The organism is Devosia sp. (assembly GCF_017307495.1).
Lineage (GTDB): Bacteria > Pseudomonadota > Alphaproteobacteria > Rhizobiales > Devosiaceae > Devosia_A.
This window is the reverse complement of record NZ_JAFKHE010000021.1, coordinates 24967-46464: the sequence shown is the minus strand read 5'-3', so window position 1 is coordinate 46464 and position 21498 is coordinate 24967. Positions and strand designations below refer to the sequence as shown.

Here is a 21498-nt window from a genome sequence, read left to right as displayed (position 1 = left end):
GAGGTCATCCGGCGTGATTGATCTGGATCACACGCCAATACTGTCCGGTGCTGCGGCACTACTCTGCCTCGGCGGCGTGCGGGCGGGCCTGGATATCGCGCGGATTGAGGCGCAGCGCCCGCAGCGCGTTGAGGATCACCGCGACGTCGATGACTTCCTGGAACACCGCGCCCTGCACGGGCGTGATGTAGCCGAAGGCCGCCGCGATCATGGCCAGCACGGACAGGCCGATCCCCACGACGACGCTTTCGACCGCGATCCGCCGCGCGCGCCGCGCAATCTCCATGCCCGCCACGAGGCGTCCCAGTTCGTCGACGAGCAGGACGACATCGGCCGCCTCGGCCGAGGCCGCCGCGCCGCGGGCCCCCATCGCCACCCCGACGTCGGCGGCGGCCAGGGCCGGCGCATCGTTGACCCCGTCGCCGACCATCATCACCGGGCCGCCCTTGCGCTCGCTGAGCACGACCAGCACCTTCTGGTCGGGCGTCAGCCCGGCCCGGATCCCGTCGAGGCCGAGGCCTGCCGTGAGCTCCCGTGCGACCTGCTCGCGATCGCCGGTGGCGAGCAGGATGCGATTCACGCCCTCCCGGCGCAGTCCATCGAGAACCGCCTCGGCATCGCCGCGCAGGGGATCGCTCATCACGATGTGTCCGGCAAGCCGGCCATCCACCGCAACGGCAACGAGCACCGATCCGGCCGCGAGCGCGGGATGGTCGCTGCCGTCGCCATCGATCCGGCGCTCCACGAACCGGTGTCCGCCCACGATGACGTGCGTATTCCCGACCATGCCCTCGACGCCGTCCCCGGGAACCTCGACGACCTGCTGGGGCACGGTCAGGATGAGGTCGCGGTCCCTTGCGGTCGCGACGATCGCCTGGGCCACCGGATGCTTGGACACCTGGTCGAGGGAGGCCGCGAGGCGCAGGATCTCGGCTTCCGGCAGCTCGAGGTGGCGGTCGATCGAGACCACCTGCGCGCTTCCTTCGGTCAGCGTCCCGGTCTTGTCCAGTACGAGGGTCTTGATCCGCGCCATGGTCTCGAGCGGCGATGAACCCTTCACCAGCACGCCGAAATGCGCCGCCCGCGACAGCCCGGCGACCAGTGCCACCGGCACGGCGAGGATGAGCGGGCAGGGGGTGGCGACGACCAGCACTGCCACGGCCCGGATCGGATCGCCGGTCAGGGCCCACGCGGCGCTGGCGATCGCCACCGTGACCGCGAGGAAGCCGAGCGACCACTTGTCGGCCAGGCGCGACATCGGCGCCTTGGAGCGCTGCGCCGACTCGACCAGCCGCACGATGCCGGCATAGGTGCTTTCCTCCGCCCTTCGGGTGGCCAGCAGGTCGAACGCATCGCCAGCGTTGGTCGAGCCGCTCATCGCCTCCTCGTCCCGCCGGAGCCTGACGGGCAGCGGCTCGCCGGTCAGCGCCGAGGTATCGACAAAGGCGGTATCGGACGCCACGGTGCCGTCGACCGGAACCACGTCGCCCTGCCGGATCAGCAGCCTGTCGCCCGGCCGGACTGCTTCGAGCGGCAACTCCTCGAGGCCGCCATCGCGATGCCGGGTCGCGGTGCGCGGCACGCGCGACAGCAGGTCGTGCATCTCGCGCCGGGCGCGCCCTTCAGCGAAGCTCTCGAGGAACGTGCCGCCCGAGTACATGACGGCGACGACCGCCGCCGCCAGGGTCTCCCCGGCAACGAGCGCCGCGGCCATCGACAGTGCGGCCACGATATCGAGCCCGACCTCGCCGCGCTGCAGGCTGACGATGATCTCGCCCAGCAGGGCGAGAAGCACCGGCACCACCCCGACGGTCCAGGCCAGCCTGGCCAGGTCCGGGAATCCGGAGAACTGCAGCACGAGCCCCAGCACCAGTCCCCCGATCGCCAGCGCGATCAGCGCCGTCTTCAGCCTATCGGTCGCAGTCTGGTCCATGATGGGTTTCCAATTGTTGGCGATGGACACAGCAGCAAGTCCGGGCCGCTCGTTCCTTGATGCGGGTCAATGTATTGGCGGCGGCGCCGACGTCGTGCCGGCTCCAGGATGGACTACGGCGCCGGCACGCGGCCCAGGATTGCATTGGCGCGCGCTGCGGGCGTGACGCTGCCGTCAGGGGCCGAGGGCACGCTCGCCCTGGTCGCTTCCATGAGTTTCGACCTGGCCTGCGCATCGAGCCGCTCGACGACCTCGGCAATGCGCCGCGAGCGCGTGGCCATCAGCCAGTAGTCGTCGAAGTCGATGAACCTTCGGGTGACGTGGATCTGGCGCTGCGCGACGCCGGCAAGGCCGGTGCCCGTCCACAGCCGCAGCAGTTCGTCGGCATTGGCCGCCTCGGGATGCGGCGGATCGGGAGCCCGGAGCCCGAAATCGCGCATCGCCTCGTGTGCGGCCTGGTAGGGAAAGCCTCCGCCCGCCAGGTCCCAGGCATAGGCCGCGACGAGGCCGCCCGGGCGCGTGACCCGCGCCATCTCGGCGACGCCGGTCGCCGGCTCCGGCATGAAGTGCACGACGAGCGCCGCCACGGCGACGTCCACGGAGCGGTCGGCCAGCCGCAACTGCATCGCATCGCCGCGCTCGAAGCGAACGAGGGGTCCCAGCCCCCTCTGCCGGGCGAAGTCGATCTGGGCTTCCGATGGATCGATGCCGAGGATGGATCGGGGGGCCTGGCGCTCGATGACAAGGCTCGAGAACGCGCCGCTGCCGCAGCCGACATCGATCCAGTCGGCCCCTCCGGGCGGCCGCAGCCAGTCGAGGAAGATCTCGCCCACGCTCCGGCTCCAGGCGCCCATCATCGCGTCGTAGCTGGCGCCGTCGGAAAAACGTATCTGTGCGTCTGCCATGTCAACCCGCCGATGCCGGCACCGCAGCTGTCGCGGCGCGGGCACAGGTCTAGCATGGCCCCGGCGCCCGGCGAAGCTGGCGCCGGCACAGCGTGCCGTCGGGTCAGGCCGCGATATAGACGTCCGTCGGCGAGCGATGCAGGACCTTCTGCGACACGCTGCCGAGCAGGATCTCGTCCAGTCCGCCGAGGCCGCGGCGCCCCACCACCACGAGATCGGCGCCGATCGACCTGGCGGTCGCGACGATCTGCTGCGCCGGGTCTCCGTCGGCCGAGACGGTCTCGACACCGGTCAGCCCCGCTGCCTCTGCCACCGCCTTGGCCTCGAGCAGGACGCGGTCGGAGACCAGCTGCGCCACGGCGCGTGATTGCTGGTCCAGGGTCTCGAGGGACTCCGTGGTGTCGAGGCCGAGCGTTCCGGGCAGGCGGATCGGCATGGGCGCCAGCGTCGTCGCCGTGCCGCCGCGCAGCTCGGTCTGCGCGAAGCGGCGGAACGACGGGCCCACGGGTAGAATGTCGAGAACGTTCACGATCGTCAGCCTGGCGCCGGACTGCCGAGCGAGCTCGATAGCCTTGCCCAGGGCCCGGCTCGACATGACTGAGCCGTCGGTGGCGACGAGGATGTTGTTCATCTTGACCTCCAGTGCAAGTCGACCACGCCACTGAGCACGCTGCCGCGCTGCCCGGCTTGATGCATGTCAAGCAGCCGGCGGCGAGGCCTCAGCTGCGTTTGGGGCCGATCCGCGACAGGGCCGAGATCACCTCTTCGTCGGAGACCTGGCGGAAGTCGTCATAGAAGTTGCCGATGGCGCCGAAGATCGTGTGCGACTCGAGGCATTCGACCCGGTCCGCCTGCTTGCCGAGCATCTCGAGCGTGTCGGTGGGCGCGACCGGGGTCGCCAGCACCAGCAGGCGCGGATGGCGCCGTCGCAGGGCCTCGAGTGCCGCGCGCGCCGTCGCCCCCGTGGCGATGCCGTCATCGATGACGATCACCGTGCGATCCTTCAATTCCGGATGCGGTCGGTCGCCGAGATAGCGCGAGCGGCGGCGGCCGATCTCGGCGACTTCGGCCGTCCTGACGCGCTCGAAATCCGCTTCGGATACACCGGCCATGCGGATGACGTCCTCGTTGCGCACGACGATGGGCTTCGTGTCGTCGACCACGGCGCCGGCGGCGAGTTCGGGCTGCTGCGGCACGCCGATCTTGCGCACGATGAGCAGGTCGAGCGGCGCATCGAGGGCCTCGGCGACCTCGGCGGCGACCGGCACGCCGCCGCGCGGCAGCGCGAGGATGATCGGCCGCTCGTCCCGGTAGCGCATCAGCACTGCGGCGAGGCGGCGTCCTGCGTCCTTGCGGTCCCTGAAGCTCATCGCCGGCCCCTTCAGGTGAGGTGGTGCTTGCCGATCGGCCTCACGCTGCTCGCCTGCGGGCCCTTCTCGCCCTCGCTCTCCACGAAGCGGACCTCGTCACCGACGGCCAGCGAGTTGAACGCGTTGTTCAGCACGGCATTGCGATGGAAGTAGAGTTCGCGCCCATCGGATGCCTCGATGAAGCCGTAGTCCTCCCCGGCGACGAAACGGGCCACGCGGCCGTGGTCGGGCGCCACGTGCTCCTTGATGTCGCCGCGCATCTCGCGCATGGCGTCCTCGATCTGCCGCTGCGCGGCGGCGAAGGCCTTGGACACGGCAACGAGCGGGTGTTCGTCCTCTTCCTCGTCGCCATGGGTGCGATTGACCACGACGTCCTGGTGCGCCGGCAGCGCGATCCGCAGCTCGATCCTGTAGGCGTCGCCGTGGCGATGGCGCGTCTCCGGGGCGCGGATCACCACCCGGCAGCTGGTGATGCGCCCGCTGAACTTCTCGAGGCGCGCCACCTGCCGTTCGACTTCCGCGCGCAACGTCTCGGAGGGCTCGCAGTTCTGAAAGACGATTTCGGTCGGGACCTGCATTTCGTTCGTTCCCTGCGCCAATCCTGCCGTCGCATGGCGGCCTTCGATCGAGATGAACATGCGCCGCCCAGTCGCCGGGCCTTTGATCCCGGTCAAACGCGCCGTCGGCGATGGCTGCCATCGTGCGGGCCTGTTCCAAACGGGGAGGACACGATGCCCAGGTTTGTCCACATCGACATTGCAGCAGACAATCCGGAGCGGGCGGCCGAATTCTATCGGCAGGCCTTTGGCTGGGTCGTCACCAGGCTGCCCGGGCCGATGCCGTACTGGCTGGTCGCCGTCGATCCCGCCGACCCGACGGCGCTCGGCGCCGGTATCGGACAGCGGAGCGAGCCCTGGCAGAGGACGGTGCCCACCATCGATGTCGCCGATGCCGATGCCGCCGCGAATACCATCGTGGAAGCCGGCGGCTCCATCGTCATCCCCAAGACCGCCATTCCCGGCGTTGGCCAACTGGTGACCTTCAAGGACACCGAGGGCAACGTGATGGCCGTACTCGAGGCCGATCCGGCCAGCCAGTGGGCCGGGCCGCCGGCCGGTGCGAGCCCCTGAAGGGCGCTGTCGTACGCGCAAACCAGACCGACAGCGCCCTTGCAGCTCTCTAGTTCGACATGAAGCGGTGCACGGTCCTGTCGCTTAGCAGGTCGCGGGTCATGCCGCCGAACAGCCACTCGCGCATCCGGCCGTGGCCATAGCCGCCGGTGACGATGAGGTCCGCGCCGCGCTCCTTGGCCAGTGCCTCGAGCGTTTCTGCTGCGCCGCCGGCCGTCGCCGGCTGCACGTCGCCCCTGGGCTCGATGCCATGGCGGCGCATCCAGGCGAGGACATCGTCGAGGCTGGTCTTTTCGTCGGCGAAGTCGCCCTCGTGGATCGTCGCCACCGTGACCTGCTTCGCCGTCTTGAGGAACGGCAGCGCGTCGACCACGGCGCGGCGCGCCTCCCGGCTGTCCTTCCAGCCGACGATGACGGTGTCCGCCGCGATCCGCTCGAGCCCCATGCCCGCGATCAGCACCGGACGCCCGGCCTTCACCAGCAGCTCGCCGGTGTCGATCGAGCGCTGCGGGTTGGGATTGCGCGCGCCGAAATTGGAGCCGGTGACGATCAGGTCGGCGCACCGGGCCGTCATGGCGGCGCTGGCATTGGGCTGCGCGGTGCGGCCGCGCCAGGTGACCTGGATGTCGCTCGGCACCGCGCTGCGGAACTGGCGCTCCAGATCCTCGAGACGGCTTTCGATCGCCCGCTGCTCGTGCTCGTAGTACACGGCAACGGCGGCAGCCCCGTCATACCCGGCGCCGATGGTGGCGGGTTCGGCGGCCGAATGCCCGACCAGCGCGGCCTTGAAGCGGTGGGCCAGGTCGACGGCGCAATCGACCAGCGCCGGCGAGAATTGGTCGATGTCGAGGTGCACGAGGATTTCGCGAATTTCCATCTGGAGTTGCCTCAGGTGTTGTCCGTCGGCTCCGGCCACAGGGCGCGGAGCGGCTTCTGCAGGGCATTGCGCATCTGCTCGACCTGTCCGGGGGAGACATGCCGGTTGAGCACGGAAAGGACCGCCGCGATCTGCATGTCCGCATTGTGCAGCGGGTCGCGGGAGAAGTTCGCCTGCACCGCGGCGACGAACTCATCCTTGCCGTGCGGGTGTTTCGGCGTGCTCGAGGGGTTCCATCCCTCGTAATAGATGCCCCGGATCAGCACCGGCAGCTGGGCGCCTAGATCGGCGGCCTGGTTCGGTTCGACCCAGTCGCGCAGCGCATGCAACGTCGCGCGGAGCAGGCGGTAGGCGTGCTGCCTGTCGTCGCAGCGCGCTGCCTGGTCGACCTCGTCGATCCAGATCCCGGCCTGCTGCGGGGCGCCATCCAGTACTGAGATGCCGACGGACATGGGAACCTCCCGTTCTGATGCCGCCAGCCTAGGGGTTCGGCCGGCGCGGCCTTTGACACCGGTCAAACGGATGTCGGCTTGATCCGCGTCAACGCGGCCGCGCGGCCGGTCGCGCATGGTGCCCGCCAGCATCGTGGAGCAAATGCCATGCGCTTGTTCGCCTTACGTGGATCGGACCGCCTGGGCGCCGCCGTCGCGTCCTCGCTGAACGTCGAGCTCGACGCCCTGGAGGAGCGGGAATTCTCCGATGGCGAGCACAAGTCGCGCCCGCTGGTCAGCGTCCGCGGCGAGGACGTCTTCGTTCTCCACACCCTGCATGGCGGCGGGCAATCGGCCGCCGACCGGCTGACCCGGCTGCTGTTCTTCATCGCCACCTGCAAGGAGAACGGCGCGGCCCGCGTCACGGCGGTGACGCCCTACCTCGCCTTCATGCGCAAGGACCAGCAGACCAAGCCGCGCGACCCGGTCACTTCCCGCTATGTCGCGCAGCTGTTCGACGCGGTGGGCACCGACATGGTCGTCACGGTCGACGTCCACAACGTCGCCGCCTTCCAGAACGGCTTCCGGCACAGCACGCTGCTCAGCCTGCGGAATGCCTTCCTGCCCAGGATCGAGGCGCTCGCGCGCGGCGGGCGCGTAGTGCTGCTGTCCCCCGATACCGGTGGCATGCGCCGCGTCGGGCTGTTGCAGGAGGCCTATGCCGCCCACGCGCACGCTCCGGTCGGCCTCGCGATGATGGAGAAGCACCGCAGCGGCGACGTCGTCACCGGCGAACTCTTCGCCGGCGATGTCGAGGGCGCCGAGGTCTTCGTCTTCGACGACATGATCGCCAGCGGCGGCACGATGGTGCGTGCCGCCAAGGCCTGCCGCGAGCGCGGCGCCCGCCATGTTCACGCGATGGCGACGCATGGACTGATGACCACCACGTCGGAGGTCCTGTTCGCCCCCGAGATCGACACCGTCACCGTGTCGGACAGCGTGCCGCTGTCGTTCGAGCCGGGCGCCTTCGGCAAGCTCGAGATCGTCAGTTGCGCCCCGCTTCTGGCCGACGCCATCCAGCGCCTGCACGCCGGCGGCTCGATCCGCCGCCTGCTCAATCCTCTGCCGTAGCGCACTCCCGCTCGGCGAGCTCGAGGTAGCGCTCGGCTTCGCCCGGCCAGCGTTCCGCTTCCATCGGCTCGGGATCGAGCAGGTGCGCGACGCAGATGCGGGCCCTGAGCACGGCGCGGAACGCCCCATAGGTCGCCAGCAGGCGAGGCGCGGGCCGGTGGCCGCCGAGGTGGTCGTCGACCACCTGGAGCAGGATTGGCCGTATCCAGCCCGCCCCGAGGAATTCGCATTCGAGGCCGAGATAGTTCACCTCGTCATAGGGGTCGAGCAGGCGCATCGTCCGGTCGAACTCGAGGCAGTCGATGATGTCGAGCTCGGTCCCAAGATGCACGTGCTCCGGCCTCAGGTCCCCGTGCCCCTCGACGATCAGGCCGTCCGCGGTCCGGGCGGCGATGGCCGGCGCGTGCGCTTCGAGCAGCTTCTCGACGCGGGCGAGGAGCGGCTCGGCGCGGCCCGGGCGTACCGGGCAGCCTTCGAGCAGCAGCAGCTTGCGATTGACCGCGGTCTCGGTGACGAGATGCTCGAGATAGGCGCGGCCCCGGCGCCGCTCGGAGCGCGCCGCGGCGTAGAACCGGCCCAGCTTGTCCCCGATGGCCACCACGGCCTCGGTCGACACGGTGTTTGCCTTGATCCGCCGATCGAGCATGTCGCCTTCGGACAGGCGCTCCATCTCGACCAGCCACTCGACCGGCTCCCCGCTGTCGCCCAGGGCGAGTTCCCCCGTTCGCTTGAGGCGCAGGGCAACGAGCCGGCGATAGACGCGCGGCGCCAGCCGCCGGTTAAGCCTCAGCTCGGCGGCACAGTGGCGCTCACGCCGGGCCAGCGACGTGAAGTCGAGGAACGGATAGCGGACGGGTTTCTTGAACTTGTAGACCAGGTCGCCGGCCAGGAAGACCCACGACATGTGGGTCTCCAGCACCGTCACCGCGGGATGGCCGGGATAGGCCTCGGGCGAACTGAGGAAGCGGACCTTCTCCCAGGTCGCGACCTCGGTCCCCTGGTTGTGCGGAGCATCGATCACCATTGGCCTTCCGAAAGCGTCAGGAGACGATGAGGCGGTCGTCGATGGAATGGACCCCGGGCGTCGCCCAGGCGGCGTCCTCGACCGCCGACCGCTCGGCCAGGGCCCGGACCGTGCCGGTGAGCGTTACCTTGTTGCCGCTCACCTCGACCCGGATGTTGTGGGCCTCGACCTCGGCATGCCGCCGCAACGCGTCCTCGATGCGCTTCTTCACGTCGCCCGAGGCGGGCTTGGGCGCCAGCGCGATGGCGTTGCTCACCCCGCGCACCCCGGCGATGTGGCGGATGGCGTCGGCCGCCCCCACCTTCTGGTAGTTCCATTCGAGGTTGCCGGACAGCGTCACCCAGCCATCCTCCACCTTCACCTGCACGCGCTCGTCCGGTACCAGCGTGCTCCACTTGAGCGTATCGAGAACACGCCGCGCGATCTCGTCGTCGGCGTCGCTCTCGCTCGTCGGGAAGCGCACCTCGATGCCCTGGGCGATGGCGCGCACCCCCTTGATCCGGGCCACGGCCCGCTCCACCGCTTGCTTCTGGCTGAAGTTGGGGACATGGCCGGTCAGCGTCACGATGCCGTCCTCGACTGCGACCCCGATGTCGTTGGCGTCGATGTTGGGCGCGAACTCGAGCTCGTCGAGAATGTCCTGCCGCAGCGCGCTGTCCTTCATCTCATCCTCCGGTGCCTGCACCGGCGGCAGTCTGTCGCCTGGGGTCCACGGGACTTTGATCTGGCTCAAACCAGGCCGGGCACCCACCGGACCACCGGCGCTTTGACCTTCGTCAACCGGGGCGCCGGCCCCGCCACCTACTCTCAGCCGGCGCAGCGGAGACATCGCATGGACAAGCGTCGGACCTACAACCTCTGGTACTTCGTCGTCGCCATGCTGCTGTTTGGCGCCTTCCAGCTATGGATGAGTTACCGGTCGATCGAGACCGTCACCTATTCCCAGCTGCTCGACCGGCTGAAGGCCGGCACGATCGCCGAAGTGACGATCACCGAGTCGATGATCGAGGGGCGCTACAAGACCACCCAGAACGGCTACGACTACTTCGTCTCGCGCCGCGTCGACCCCCAGCTCGTGCAGATCTTCACCGATGCCGGCGTCGACATCTCCGGCGGCAGCGACCAGAACTGGCTGAGCACCATCATCTCATGGGTGGCCCCGGCGCTCATCCTGGTCGGGCTGTGGTACTTCGTGTTTCGCGGCCTGGCCGATCGCGGCAGCCTCGGCGGCCTCACCGCCATCGGCAAGTCCAAGGCCAAGGTCTATGTCGAGACCGACACCGGCGTCACCTTCGCGGACGTGGCCGGCGTCGACGAGGCCAAGGCCGAGCTGCAGGAGATCGTCGCCTTCCTCAAGGACAAGCAGACCTACGGTCGCCTCGGCGCCCGCATCCCCAAGGGGGTGCTGCTGGTCGGCCCGCCCGGAACCGGCAAGACGCTGCTGGCGCGCGCGGTCGCGGGCGAGGCCGGGGTGCCCTTCTTCTCGATCTCGGGCTCCGAATTCGTCGAGCTGTTCGTCGGCGTCGGCGCGGCGCGCGTCCGCGACCTGTTCGAGCAGGCCCGCAAGGCGGCGCCATGCATCATCTTCATCGACGAGCTCGATGCGCTTGGCCGGGCCCGTACGCCGATGGGCAGCATGGGTGGGGCCGACGAGAAGGAGCAGACGCTCAACCAGCTCCTCGCCGAGCTCGACGGTTTCGATCCGCGCGTCGGCATCGTGCTGCTCGCCGCCACCAACCGCCCGGAGATCCTCGACCCGGCTTTGCTCCGGTCCGGGCGCTTCGACCGCCAGGTCACGGTGGACCGGCCCGACCGCAAGGGACGCGCCGCTATCCTCGCCGTGCACCTCAAGAAGATCCGCCTCGCCGCCGGCGTCGATGTCGACCAGATCGCCGCCATCACGCCCGGCTTCACCGGGGCCGACCTCGCCAACCTGTGCAACGAGGCGGCGATCACGGCGACACGCCGCGGCGGCACCGATGTCGCGATGCAGGACTTCACCGCCGCGGTCGAACGCATCGTCGCCGGGTCGGAGCGGCGCAGCCGCCTGCTGCAGCCCCAGGAACGGCGCCGCGTCGCCTGCCACGAGCTGGGCCATGCGCTCGTCGCTTCCGCCATCCCCGGCGCCGACCCGGTGCACAAGGTCTCGATCATCCCGCGTTCCATCGGCGCGCTCGGCTACACGATGCAGCGCCCGACCGAGGATCGCTACGTCATCACCGCCGGCGAGCTGAAGGATCGCATGGCCGTGCTGATGGGCGGTCGCGCCGCCGAGCACCTCACCTTCGGGGACTATTCCACCGGCGCCTCCGACGACCTGGCCAAGGCCACCGACATCGCGCGCCAGTTTGCCGCCCGCTTCGGCATGAGCGAGACGATCGGCCATTCGGTGCTCGAGCAGGTCGCCCAGCCCTATCTGGAGTCACCCTTCGCCAAGGCGTCGCGCGACTATTCCGAGGCGACGGCGCGGGAGCTCGATGTGGCGGTCCGCGACCTGATCGCCGAGGCCTTCGACCGGGCCCGGCGCATCCTCGAGGGGCGGATGGATGCTTTGAGAAACGGGACCGACCTGCTGCTCGAAAAGGAAGTCATCACTCCCGATGACTTCCCGGCGCTGCGCCGGGCCGAAGCGGCGCCCGATGCCCCGGCCGCACCGGTCATCGCCGCCAACCCGGGCTGACCGGCCCCGGCGCCGCTCAGGTGGAACTGGCGATGAACGCCCGGGCCTGCTGCCAGATGCCGTGATCCCACAGGTTGTCGTGATCGCCCTCGGGGTCGATCCACAGCGTCACGCCGTGCGGCGCCAGCTCGAACACCCGCCTGCCGTTGCTGACGTCGATCGCGGGATCGAGCGTGCCGTGGCCGACGAACACCGGTTCCTGCACCGCGCGTATCCAGCGTTCGACCGGATACTGGTCGAGCATGATGAGACTGACCGGAAGCCAGCCGTAGCTCTTCTCGGCCACCGCAACGGCCGACCGGAACGGTGATTCCAGCACCAGCGCCGCGGCATCGCGCTCGCTCGCGACATAGGTCGCGGGTCCCGAGCCGAGCGAGCGGCCCCATAGCACGATCTTGCCGCCCTTCGGCTGCAGCCAGTCGAACGCCGCGAGGGAATCGGCCAGCACGTTCTCCTCCGTGAGTTCGCCCGGCGACCCCGGAAAGCCGCGATAGTCGAAGGCGAGGAAGCCGTAGCCCGCCGCTTCGAAAGCCTCGAACCGCGCGTATTCGCGCGAGAAGCTGCCGGTCTTGCCGCGGAAGTAGAGGATCGTCGGGAGGCTCGCGGTCGGCGGCGCGTACCAGCCGAGCAGGCCGGACCCGTCCGCCGTCCTGATCGAGACGACCTGCGTCCTCTGCAGTGTCGTCTCCGCGATCGCGTAGACCTTGCCCTCCCGATCATACTGGAAATCTCGTTGCCGTATGTAGAAATAGGCGATCACGGCCACGTATCCCACGACCAAGACCACGGCGAGACCCGCAAGCCAGTAAAGCACCCGTCTCATGTCGACCTCACATTGCCGTGGCGGACAGGCGACTGTCCCGATCGAATGATAGTCTTGCATGACCGCCGAAGAGGCGATTGATTTGCAGCAAATGGCGTGATCCGAACTGCCGATAGTGGCGGCGGTCCTGGCCCGTCGTGGATCGGGTTTGATCTGCGTCAACCCTGCCGTCGCGAGGCGGCTCATGATGCCGTACTGGAGGCAGGGGCACATGAATTTCTATTCATTTGTACTTCTTGTTCTGGTTCTCGTCATAGTCCTCGCAATCGTGAGCCGGGTCAGGACAGTCCGGCGACGCCGGCACCAGCGGGAGCAGTTGCAGGCGCTCGAGAACGGATTTGCCGACCTGCGCGCCACCGTCGGCCGCCTCACCGGCCAGATCGAGGAGATGCACCGGCAGATGTCTTCCGCCGGTTTTGTCCCCGGTGCGGCGGCGCCTGCCCCCGCCACGGTTCGCCGGCGCGCCAGACAGGCTGCCATGGTTGCCGCACCGACCATCTCGGCCGCCCCGGCCGGGATCGCCGAGGCGCTGCCCGAGGCACTCCCCCCGCCGGCGGAGCTGCCCGCACCGCCGGCCCCTGTGCCAGGTCCCGAGCAGCCCGAGCCGCTCGTATCCATCGGCGTCCCGGAACAGCCCCCGGCCTGGGGCACGATCCCGTTCAAGCGGCCCAAGCCGGGGCCGCGCCAGCCCGGCTTCATCCGCCGCGGGCTGGCCGCGTTCACCCAGGCCCTCGGCCGTATCCTCGGCCTCAAGGCAGGCGAGCCGGTGAACTGGGAGGCCATGGTCGGCGGACGCTGGCTGAACCTGCTCGGCATGCTCGTCCTCGTCGTCGGCATCGCGCTCCTGTCGCAGCAGGCGCTGCTCTACCTGCCGCCGCTGGGCAAGGTCGCGTTCGGCGCCGGCCTCGCCTTTGCCATGCTGGTCGGCGGGATGCTGCTCGAGCGCAGCGAAGCCTATCGCTGGATCGGCCGTACCCTGATCGGCGGCGGTTGGGCACTCGCCTATTTCGACGCCTATGCTGCCTACAATGTCGAGCAGGCCAAGGTGATCGACAGTCCCGGCCTGGCGCTCGTCGTGCTGGTCGTGGTGGCGGCGGGCGTCATCGCCCATTCGCTGCGCTATCGCGCCCAGCTGGTGACGGCGCTCGCCTTCGGCCTTGCCTTCCTCGCCATCGTGCTGACCCCCGTCACCGTCGCCAGCCTTGTTGCCGCCGCCGTGCTCGCCGCCGGTCTTGTCGCGGTCGCACGCGTCCTGTCCTGGCATTACCTTGCCGTGGTCGGCGTGGCGGGCACCTACGCCAACCACTGGATTTGGCTGCAGAAGGTCGCCGCCCCGGCCCCCGTGGCGACGGCTCCGGTCGCCGGCAACTGGCTCGACGCCGCGCTGCCGCCGGAGGCCGTGTTCTGGCTGAGCTGCGGCATCCTCGTGTTCTACTGGCTGCTGTTTTCCTGGGCCTCGCTGCGCCGGGTCAGTGACAACCGGGGTGCCGACGCCTCCCTCTACCTGGTCGTCAGCGTCGCCAATACCCTGGGCCTCGTGGCGCTGCTCTACACCCAGGTGCACTACGCGTTCGGCGCGCACTACCTGTGGGCCGTCACCGCGCCGGTGGCAATCGCCTGCGCCGGGCTTGCATTCATCGACCGGCGCCTCGAGCAGCGGCTGCTGTTCCTCGCCAACGCCGCCCTGTCGCTCACCGCCTTCGGCGCTACCCTGCCGCTCGCGATCGAGGAGTACGGCTGGCACTGGGGCTGGGTCGCGCCCTACCTCGCGGCCGGCGGTCTCGTCACCGTCGTCGTCGGCCTGCGCACCAGGGAACTGCTGCTGCGCCTCGCCGGCTACGCGGCCAGCGCAATTGCTTTCCTCAACGTGATGCTGGTCAGGTTCTGGGAACCCGACGCGACCAGCATCGATGTGCTATGGTTCGCGACCCTGGCCACCATCGCCGCTTTCCAGGTGGCCGCCGAGCTGTTGCGGCGCGACAACCTCGACCTCGGCTACCCGGCGCGACTGTTCGGGCTTGCCGCGGCCCTCATGCTGGCCGGCCTCGTCTGGATACACGTCCCGCATGCCTTGGCCGCGCCCGTCTGGATGGCCCTGGGCCTGGCCCTGCTCGAGCTCGGCCTGCGCCGCAGGAGCGGACATGAGCTGCAGGGCTATGCGTTGATGATCCTCGCCGCCGGCGCCGCGCTGGTGGTCAACTTCTACGGTGCCGGGCTGGACGACGGGGCGGCGATGCCGTCGTGGCTGCCCGGCTGGGCCCCCTCGGTCGTCGTCGCGGCCGGACTCTTCTATTACTTCGTGCGGAGCCGGGACGCCGCCGTGCCACCGAGGCTGGTGCCCTGGGCCGGCGATGCCGCTGCGGCGCTCGCCAGCCTCTTGGTTGCGCTCGCCACCTGGAAGGATTTGCCCTCGCTCGCCGTCGCCCCGGTCTGGGCCGTGCTCGGCCTCATGCTGTTCGAGGCCGCGCCGCGCTTCCAGTCTCCGCTGCTCCGGGTGCAGGCCCACATCGCCATGGCGGCCGTATTCGTGCGCCTGTTCATGGCCAACCTCGTCGTCGATGGCGACCTCGCCGGCGTCTCCTTCCGGCTGCTGACCGTGGTTCCGGTCATCCTGATCCTCATCTACCTGCGCTACCAGGTCCCCGCCGCCCCCCAGCCGGAGCCGAAGGGCCTCGTCGCGGCGCTGCTCCGTCGCGAGCCGGCACTCGCGGCGGGCCTCTATTCCTGGGCCAGCGCCATCCTCGTCGTCATGCTCTTCCGCTTCGAGTTCGGCCGCGCCCACACGGTGGCCGCCTGGGCCCCGCTGCTGCTCGCCATGCTTTACCTCGGCCGTCGCCTCGACGATCGCAACCTGCGGTTCCAGAGCTACGTGCTGGGCGCCTATGCGCTGTTCCGCGGCTGGTCCACCAACATCTATCTCGATGGGCTCTGGCTCGGCCTTGACGAGCGCCTGTCGACGACGCTGCCGATGATCGTTGCCCTGCTGGCCGCCTCGCTGCTCTGCCGCGGCGCTCCGGGGCCGGCCGCGACCGCTGCGCCCATGCCGGCCGGCCGGATCGTGCGCCTGATCGGCTTTGCCGAGCAGCACGCCGTCACCTACTTCGCGGCCCTCGGCGCCGCCTTCCTGGGCGTCCTGCTCTACTACGAGCTGCCGGCCGACTTCGTGTCGATCGGGCTCGCGCTCGAAGGCCTGGTCGTCCTCGTGAGCGGCTTCGTGCTGCGCGAGCGCGGCTACCGCGTGCTCGGCCTGCTGCTGCTGTTCGCCACGCTGGTCAAGGCCGTGTTCGTCGATCTTGCCGGCGTCGAGGAGATCTATCGCATCGCCTCGTTCATCATCCTCGGCCTCATCCTGCTGGCGGCCTCGGTTGGCTACACCCGCTACCGCGGCCTCATCGAGAAGTACCTGTGATGCTCAACGGTGCCGTGCGCAACATCGTCGTCGTCGTCCTGCTCGGGCTCGGCCTCGCCTCGGCCGCCGCGATCTCCATGAGCCGCAGCGACTATCGGGTCGGGTTCGACAGCGTGCTCGCCATCTGGGCCGACTTCGCCCGCGACGCCGACCGGATCGGGCTCGTCGTCACGCGCCTGTCGACGCAGGAGGAGACCAGCATCGGCGACGCCATCGTTGCCGAATTCTATCCGCGTGGCCTCGATACCGATCCCGGGCTCACCGCCTATGTGTCGGCCGTCGGGGAGCGGCTGGTCGAGGCTGGCGGCCTGCATCGCAAGGATGTCGTCTACAAGTTCCACGTCCTCGACACGACCTACGCCAACGCCTGGGCCCTGCCGGGCGGCCATGTGTTCGTCACCACCGGCCTCGTCGCCATGATGGAGAGCGAGGCGCAACTGGCCTCCATCCTCGGGCACGAGATCGCCCATGTCGACCTGCGGCACGTGGTGGAGCGGCTGCAGTACGAGATCACGCTGCGGCGCATCGTCGGCGACCTGGGCGCGATCGTCCGGCTCGGCTACGGCCTCGTCAACGTCTCCTACAGCACGCAGCAGGAAAGCGAGGCCGACCGCGCCGGGCTGCTGGCCATGGCCGAGGCCGGCTACTCGCCGCTCGAGGCCATCGAGATGTTCGCCTCCGTGCAGCAGGCCGGCCTCGGAGGAGCGACGACCCCCGCCAGGGCGAGCGGCCCGGTGACGGAGGTGCTCGTGGGCGTTTCCGACATGCTGCGCGACTATTTCGCCACCCATCCGGCAACCGGCGATCGCATCGTCGCGCTGACCCAGCTCATGGCCGACAACCGTCCGGCCTGGAAGGACAGGCTGTTCTGTGTCGGCCGCACTAATTTCGTCGACCGTGTCACGTGCGCCGACGGCCATCGCGACAGCGAGTGGCAGCCGCTCGACCTCGATAGCCCGGCCTATCACCTGCGGCTCGCCATGCTGGTCGACGCCAGCGGCTATGCGGCGCTGGCCGACCGGGAGCTCTCGACGGTGCTCGCAGCCGCACCCGACTACCCCGCGACGATCCGCGCCCGGGCGGCGACGGAAGGCGACGATCTGCCCGCCGCCCTTCAGGATCTGCGCGGCGCCATCCTGCTGCAGTCGGCCCAGGTCCGGTTGAAGGCGGGGGCAGGGGACATTGCCGCCATGCGCGCGAAGCTGGGGCAGGACCTGGCGCTGCACGCCGCGCTCGTCTCGACGCTCGGTCGGATCGACCACGTCACGGTTCCCCCTTCGACCGCGGATTTCTCGTCTGTTCCCTTCGGGCTGCTCTGCCGCGCCGTGCTCTCGGCCGACGCGACCATGTGGCGCCCCGATCCGCGCCTGTCCGAACTCGTGCTCGAGGCCAAGGACCGCTCCTACACACCGCTCGACTGCCGCATCGGCTCGGGCCAGCTGCCTGATCGGGGCATTTCGGCATCACGACCATTCCACAACCTCCTGGGAGGCGCGCCATGATGCCGAGGACGGGCAATGCATGTCGTCGATCCACGCTGGGCGTGGCTCTGGTGGCGCTGTTCTCGATGCCGGCCTTGCCGGGGGTGGCGGCCGAACCCATCCCCGCCTTCGAGGCCTGCGCCGCCACTCCCACGCCGCAGTGCGTGTTCGGCCTTGCGGCGGATGCCATCGCGATCGGGACCGGGACCGATGGCGACCAGCTGCTGGCCTATGTCGAGCGCCCCGCGCTGCTGCGGCTCGCGGTGCAGACCGTCGTCGGCCTCGTCGAGGCCGGGGCCGGCGAGCGTGCCGTCGCAGTGGTGCGCAATGCCGCCAGCAGCGCCGAGGAACGCGCCGCCATCCTGCTCGATGCCGCCGGCCGGGCTCCCGCCCTGGCGCGGACGACGGCGATCCGGCCGCTCGTCGAGGAGAGCCTGCACCTGCTCGATCCGTTCGCCGGCTGGCCCGCGTTGACGTCCGCGTCGGCCGCCGAGCGCCGCGCCGCGCTGGCGCGCTGGCTGGCCATCGTGCGCCTGTGCGAGGCGGCTGGCGTGCATGATCCGGCGCTGGCTTCGGTCGGGACGGCCCGGCGGGCGCTCGCAACACCGGCCTTCGGCGGCCTCGACGAGGACTCCCGCACCGAGCTGGCCCTCGCCGTCATGCGCGCGGCGCTGGCCATCGGCGACCCTGCCATGGCCGAGGATGTGTCGGCGAAGGTCTCGGGCAGTGCTGTCCGCCGCGCGAGTCGAGGTCGCGGCTGGTTATGCGAGGCAGGACCAGACGTCGCCGGCATTGCAGCTGATCAGTACTTTCGACATGGCTCTAAAGCAGCCGGCAACGGTCGAGATCTTCAAGTCGTTCCTGCGCCGCAAATGGCCGGACCTGGCGCGCTCCTCGCTTCTGTCGCTTACCGCGCCGGAGCAGGCGAGGGCCCTCGTCGAGGTCGTTCCGTCGGTCGCTGCCGACAATCTCCTCGCGGTGCTCAACGTGGTCGGCAGCCCCGTGCAGAGCGTCGCGCGCGCGGCCCTCGTGCAGCGCCTGCTGCGCGACGGCAGCTATGGGCAGGCGCTGCAGCAGGCGACCGCCATCCCCGAACCCTGGGTCCGGCTCAATGCCCTCGCGGCGGTGACGACGGAGTCTGCGCTCGCGGGGGATGGCGCGACGACGCGGGATGCGCGCTACTGGCTGGATTCGACGCGCTGGATCGACGTCGACCCGCAGGAGTACTTCGCCGCCGCCTTCGCCAGCGCCTTCTCCCGGGTGGCCCTGGGCGATTTGGAGAGCAGCCGGCGCGACCTCGAGACCCTGCAGGCGCGGCTCGAGGCGATCGAGCAGAGCGGCACCATGCTCGCCGTTCCGCAGGGAGTCGACCTGCTGTCGCTCAGTCTCGACGGCTTCCGCATGGCCGCGGGCGATGAAGCGGAGGTGCTCAGGCCCATGGGCTCCTCCACGCCGGCGCTGTTCCACCAGGCCTTTGCGGCGGGGACTGCGTTCGGCATGGCGGGGGCCCGCGCTGATGACGTGGTGGCCCATGCTCTCGCCGCCATCGGCTCGGTGGAGGATGCGAGCCTGCGCGTCGGATTGCTCCTGACGCTCGGTCACCAGATGCAGACCCATCGGCTCGTGTACGGGTTCGGCGACAGTCGGTGAGGCCTCGACGCCGGGCCCGCTGCGATGGCAGCGAGGGCCCGGCCGGCGTCTACCCCCCCGCCTTCGAGTGAGCGACCGAAGGCTCCGGCGGGCTATGCGGCGCCGAGGATGTGGCGCACCGGCGGCAGCAGCTTGGCCGTTTCCACCAGCAGCCACGAAGCGATCGCGGCAGCAGCCGAGATCAGGAGTTGCTCGGAAGTGAGCGCACCGAACTGGAAGATCTCGCCGAGCCCGGGCACGTAGATCGCCAAGAGCATCAGCGCCAGCACCGCGGCGGCGATCGGCAGGAACAGCGGTTGCGGCCGCAGCGGCGCCCCGGCCAGCACCGAGCGCTGGCTCGCGTCGCTGAGGACAAGGCCGAGATTGCCCAGCACCGTGGTCAGCAGCGTCATCGCCCGGGCGACGTCCTCGTCCAGCCCCAGCGCCAGGGCGCCGGCATAGAGGCCGAACGCGGCGGCGAGCACGGCGGCGCCCTGGACCAGGCCGAAGATCAGCTGCGGCAACGCCGCCACCCGTTCCCCGCGCGGCCGCGGCGGGCGGCGCATCACGTCGGGCTCGGCCGGCGTGTCCTCGAAGGCGATCGAGGACATCGAGTCGACGAGCATCTCGAGCACCACCACGTGCAGGGGCCAGATGGCGATCGGCATGCCCAGGAGCACGGGCAGCAGGCCCAGGCCGGCGATCGGCACGTGGATGGCGGCAATGTAGATGATGACCTTGCGCAGGTTGTCGAAGACGCGCCGGCCCAGCCTCACGCCGTCGATGATGCGGCCGAAATCCTCGTCCAGCAGCACGATATCGGACGCCTCCCGGGCCACGTCGGTTCCGCGCTTGCCCATGGCGATGCCGATGTCGGCCGACTTGAGGGCCGGCGCGTCGTTCACGCCGTCGCCGGTCATCGCGACCGTCTCCCCGATTGCCTGCAGCGCGTCGATCAGCTGGAGCTTCTGCTCCGGCCGCACCCTGGCAAAGACGCTGGCGGTGCGGACCCACTCCTGCACCTGCTCGCTCCCGGCCGAGCGCAGTTCGTCGCCGGTGACGACCAACTCGTGCGGTATTCCCGCCGCGCGGGCGATGACGCGGGCCGTCGAGGGAAAGTCGCCGGTGATCATCTTCACCTTGATGCCGGCCGTGTGCGCCGCGGCCACCGCGGCGGGGACGCTGGGCCGCACCGGATCCTCGAACGCGATGAGGCCAAGATAACGGTAGCTCAGCTGGCGGGGATCGTCCGGCAACGCCTCCCCCGTCCAGGCCGCGTCGGCGACGGCGAGCACCCGCAATCCCTCGCCGGCGAGGCCGCGGGCGCGATCCACGATCGCCTGCGCGGCGGCCGGGTCCATGGCGCACATCGCGGTGATCGCCTCGGGCGCCCCCTTGGTGGCGACCAGCAGGCCGTCGCCGCTGCCACGCCAGGCCTGCGCCATGGCCAGAAATTCTGACGTGACCCCGTATTCCCGCACCAGGGTCCAGCCCTGTTCGACCTCCACCCCGAGCGCGCCGTCGGCCACGTCGAACACCGCGCGGTCCATCGGGTCGTGGCTCCCGCGCCGCGACGCTTGGCAGGCGCCTTGCAGCAGCGGCACGAAGCCGGACGGGACCGTGCCGGTGTCACGCACGTCAAGGCGCGTGGAATCGCTGTCGAGATACCGCAAGCGCATGCGGTTCTCGGTGATGGTGCCGGTCTTGTCGACGCACAGGCAGGTCACCGCGCCGAGCGCTTCCACCGCCGCGGCCCGGCGCACCAGTACGCCGACCCTTGCCATCCGCCAGCTGCCGATGGCGAGGAAGATGGCGAGGGCGACGGGAAACTCCTCCGGCAGCATCGCCATCCCGAGCGCGATGCCGGAAAGGATGCCCTGCAGCCAATTGCCCAGCAGCAGGCCCTGGTACAGCGTCAGCGCGCCGCACACCACCAGCGCCAGCACGCCGAACACGCGCACCAGCCGGCCGGTGGTGCGCTGCAGATGCGTTTCATCGGCGGCGATGGCCGAGAGCGAGGCGCCGAGCCTGCCGGCCTCGGTGCGGGCTCCGGTCTCGGTCACCCGGGCCGTCCCGTGGCCGGCAACGACCAGCGTGCCGCCATAGACGCCGGCCGGCCTGGACGGGATGGCGCCGTCCGCCGCCTTGCTCACCGGCACGCTCTCGCCCGTGAGCAGCGACTCGTCGACCGCCAGCTGGCTCGCCGTCAGCAGCACCCCGTCCGCGGGCACGCGCTCCCCTTCGTTCAGGACTACCACGTCGCCCGGCACGAGATCGGCCGAAGGCAGGCTGATTTCCTCGCCGTCGCGGCGGACGCGCGCCAGCGGCGCCGACAGTTGCCGCAACGCCGCCAGCGCATTGTCGCTGCGCCATTCCTGGAACAGCATGAGCGAGATGGAGAACAGCGCGAACAGCATCAGCATGATGCCTTCGGTGAGGCTGCCCAGCACGAAATAGATCGCCGCGGCGAGCAGCAGCAGGATCAGCATCGGCTCGCTGGCGAGGCGCAGGATCCGGCCCCAGACGGTAACCGGCTTGGCGGAGGGCAGGGTGTTGGGCCCGATCGCCGCCAGGCGCCGTTGCGCTTCGACCGTTGCAAGCCCCAACTCGAGGCCGGCCTCAGGCGGTACGATCTCCACGCTCACCCTCCGGCAGTGTCTCGACGTGGCGACGGT

The 21498-nt window shown here is 69.8% G+C and carries 18 protein-coding genes; 6 read left to right on the top strand and 12 right to left on the bottom strand.

Features of this window, described 5'->3' with window-relative positions; genetic code table 11:
• Positions 1-58: 58 nt before the first annotated feature.
• The 5 genes from J0I99_RS13560 to J0I99_RS13540 all read right to left on the bottom strand — a co-directional run bounded on the left by J0I99_RS13560 (position 59) and on the right by J0I99_RS13540 (position 4846).
• A complete protein-coding gene (locus tag J0I99_RS13560) occupies positions 59-1933 on the bottom strand; it encodes a heavy metal translocating P-type ATPase (RefSeq protein ID WP_291398259.1) in 1875 nt (624 codons plus the stop codon).
• Between the two features lie 113 nt (positions 1934-2046).
• A complete protein-coding gene (locus tag J0I99_RS13555; RefSeq protein WP_291398258.1) occupies positions 2047-2838 on the bottom strand; it encodes a class I SAM-dependent methyltransferase in 792 nt (263 codons plus the stop codon).
• Positions 2839-2941: 103 nt separating this feature from the next.
• Positions 2942-3469, bottom strand: coding sequence for a universal stress protein (locus tag J0I99_RS13550; RefSeq protein ID WP_291398257.1), 528 nt, complete (start codon positions 3467-3469; stop codon positions 2942-2944).
• An 88-nt stretch (positions 3470-3557) separates the two neighbouring features.
• Positions 3558-4208, bottom strand: coding sequence for a phosphoribosyltransferase (locus J0I99_RS13545; RefSeq protein ID WP_291398256.1), 651 nt, complete (start codon positions 4206-4208; stop codon positions 3558-3560).
• A gap of 11 nt (positions 4209-4219) precedes the next feature.
• The gene (locus J0I99_RS13540) at positions 4220-4846 is read right to left on the bottom strand and encodes an HPF/RaiA family ribosome-associated protein (protein WP_291398255.1); all 627 of its coding nucleotides are present in this window, start codon (positions 4844-4846) and stop codon (positions 4220-4222) included.
• A 93-nt stretch (positions 4847-4939) separates the two neighbouring features.
• On the opposite strand from J0I99_RS13540, the gene J0I99_RS13535 reads away from it, so the two are divergent.
• Complete coding sequence (locus tag J0I99_RS13535; protein WP_291398254.1) at positions 4940-5338, top strand: VOC family protein; 399 nt, start codon at positions 4940-4942, stop codon at positions 5336-5338.
• A gap of 49 nt (positions 5339-5387) precedes the next feature.
• Here J0I99_RS13535 and J0I99_RS13530 read toward each other — a convergent pair whose 3' ends face one another.
• Together J0I99_RS13530 and J0I99_RS13525 are read right to left on the bottom strand one after the other, a co-directional pair.
• A complete protein-coding gene (locus J0I99_RS13530) occupies positions 5388-6215 on the bottom strand; it encodes a universal stress protein (protein ID WP_291398253.1) in 828 nt (275 codons plus the stop codon).
• Between the two features lie 11 nt (positions 6216-6226).
• Positions 6227-6667 (bottom strand): DUF2267 domain-containing protein, encoded by a 441-nt coding sequence (locus J0I99_RS13525; protein ID WP_291394186.1) that lies wholly within the window; start codon positions 6665-6667, stop codon positions 6227-6229.
• Positions 6668-6814: 147 nt separating this feature from the next.
• Between J0I99_RS13525 and J0I99_RS13520 the strand changes: the two genes are divergently transcribed.
• On the top strand, positions 6815-7777 hold the full coding sequence (locus J0I99_RS13520; protein ID WP_291394187.1) for a ribose-phosphate diphosphokinase: 963 nt from the start codon (positions 6815-6817) through the stop codon (positions 7775-7777).
• Here the strand turns inward: J0I99_RS13520 and J0I99_RS13515 are convergent.
• Positions 7761-8801: a hypothetical protein gene (locus tag J0I99_RS13515; RefSeq protein ID WP_291398252.1), complete on the bottom strand. Its 1041-nt coding sequence runs from the start codon at positions 8799-8801 to the stop codon at positions 7761-7763. The genes J0I99_RS13520 and J0I99_RS13515 overlap by 17 nt on opposite strands.
• 16 nt (positions 8802-8817) lie before the next feature.
• Complete coding sequence (locus tag J0I99_RS13510) at positions 8818-9465, bottom strand: BON domain-containing protein (protein ID WP_291394189.1); 648 nt, start codon at positions 9463-9465, stop codon at positions 8818-8820.
• A gap of 168 nt (positions 9466-9633) precedes the next feature.
• Here J0I99_RS13510 and ftsH point away from each other — a divergent pair, with 168 nt between their 5' ends.
• On the top strand, positions 9634-11481 hold the full coding sequence (gene ftsH, locus J0I99_RS13505) for an ATP-dependent zinc metalloprotease FtsH (protein ID WP_291398251.1): 1848 nt from the start codon (positions 9634-9636) through the stop codon (positions 11479-11481).
• Between the two features lie 16 nt (positions 11482-11497).
• Here the strand turns inward: ftsH and J0I99_RS13500 are convergent, their stop codons facing one another.
• Positions 11498-12304, bottom strand: coding sequence for an alpha/beta hydrolase (locus tag J0I99_RS13500; RefSeq protein WP_291398250.1), 807 nt, complete (start codon positions 12302-12304; stop codon positions 11498-11500).
• Between the two features lie 211 nt (positions 12305-12515).
• Between J0I99_RS13500 and J0I99_RS13495 the strand changes: the two genes are divergently transcribed.
• Both J0I99_RS13495 and J0I99_RS13490 read left to right on the top strand, forming a co-directional pair.
• Positions 12516-15713 (top strand): DUF2339 domain-containing protein, encoded by a 3198-nt coding sequence (locus J0I99_RS13495; RefSeq protein ID WP_291398249.1) that lies wholly within the window; start codon positions 12516-12518, stop codon positions 15711-15713.
• A complete protein-coding gene (locus J0I99_RS13490; protein ID WP_291398248.1) occupies positions 15713-17215 on the top strand; it encodes a M48 family metalloprotease in 1503 nt (500 codons plus the stop codon). The genes J0I99_RS13495 and J0I99_RS13490 overlap by 1 nt, the downstream gene beginning before the upstream one ends.
• Here J0I99_RS13490 and J0I99_RS13485 read toward each other — a convergent pair.
• Positions 17116-17751 carry a hypothetical protein gene (locus J0I99_RS13485; RefSeq protein ID WP_291398247.1) on the bottom strand — a complete coding sequence of 212 codons (636 nt, stop codon included), beginning with the start codon at positions 17749-17751 and terminating at the stop codon, positions 17116-17118. The two genes, J0I99_RS13490 and J0I99_RS13485, sit on opposite strands and share 100 nt — an antisense overlap.
• A gap of 259 nt (positions 17752-18010) precedes the next feature.
• Between J0I99_RS13485 and J0I99_RS13480 the strand changes: the two genes are divergently transcribed.
• Entirely contained in the window at positions 18011-18844 is an 834-nt protein-coding gene (locus J0I99_RS13480; protein WP_291398245.1) for a hypothetical protein, read from the top strand.
• A 92-nt stretch (positions 18845-18936) separates the two neighbouring features.
• Here J0I99_RS13480 and J0I99_RS13475 read toward each other — a convergent pair whose 3' ends face one another.
• Positions 18937-21462, bottom strand: a complete 2526-nt coding sequence (locus J0I99_RS13475) for a cation-translocating P-type ATPase (RefSeq protein ID WP_291398243.1) — start codon at positions 21460-21462, stop codon at positions 18937-18939.
• Positions 21463-21498 lie beyond the last annotated feature (36 nt).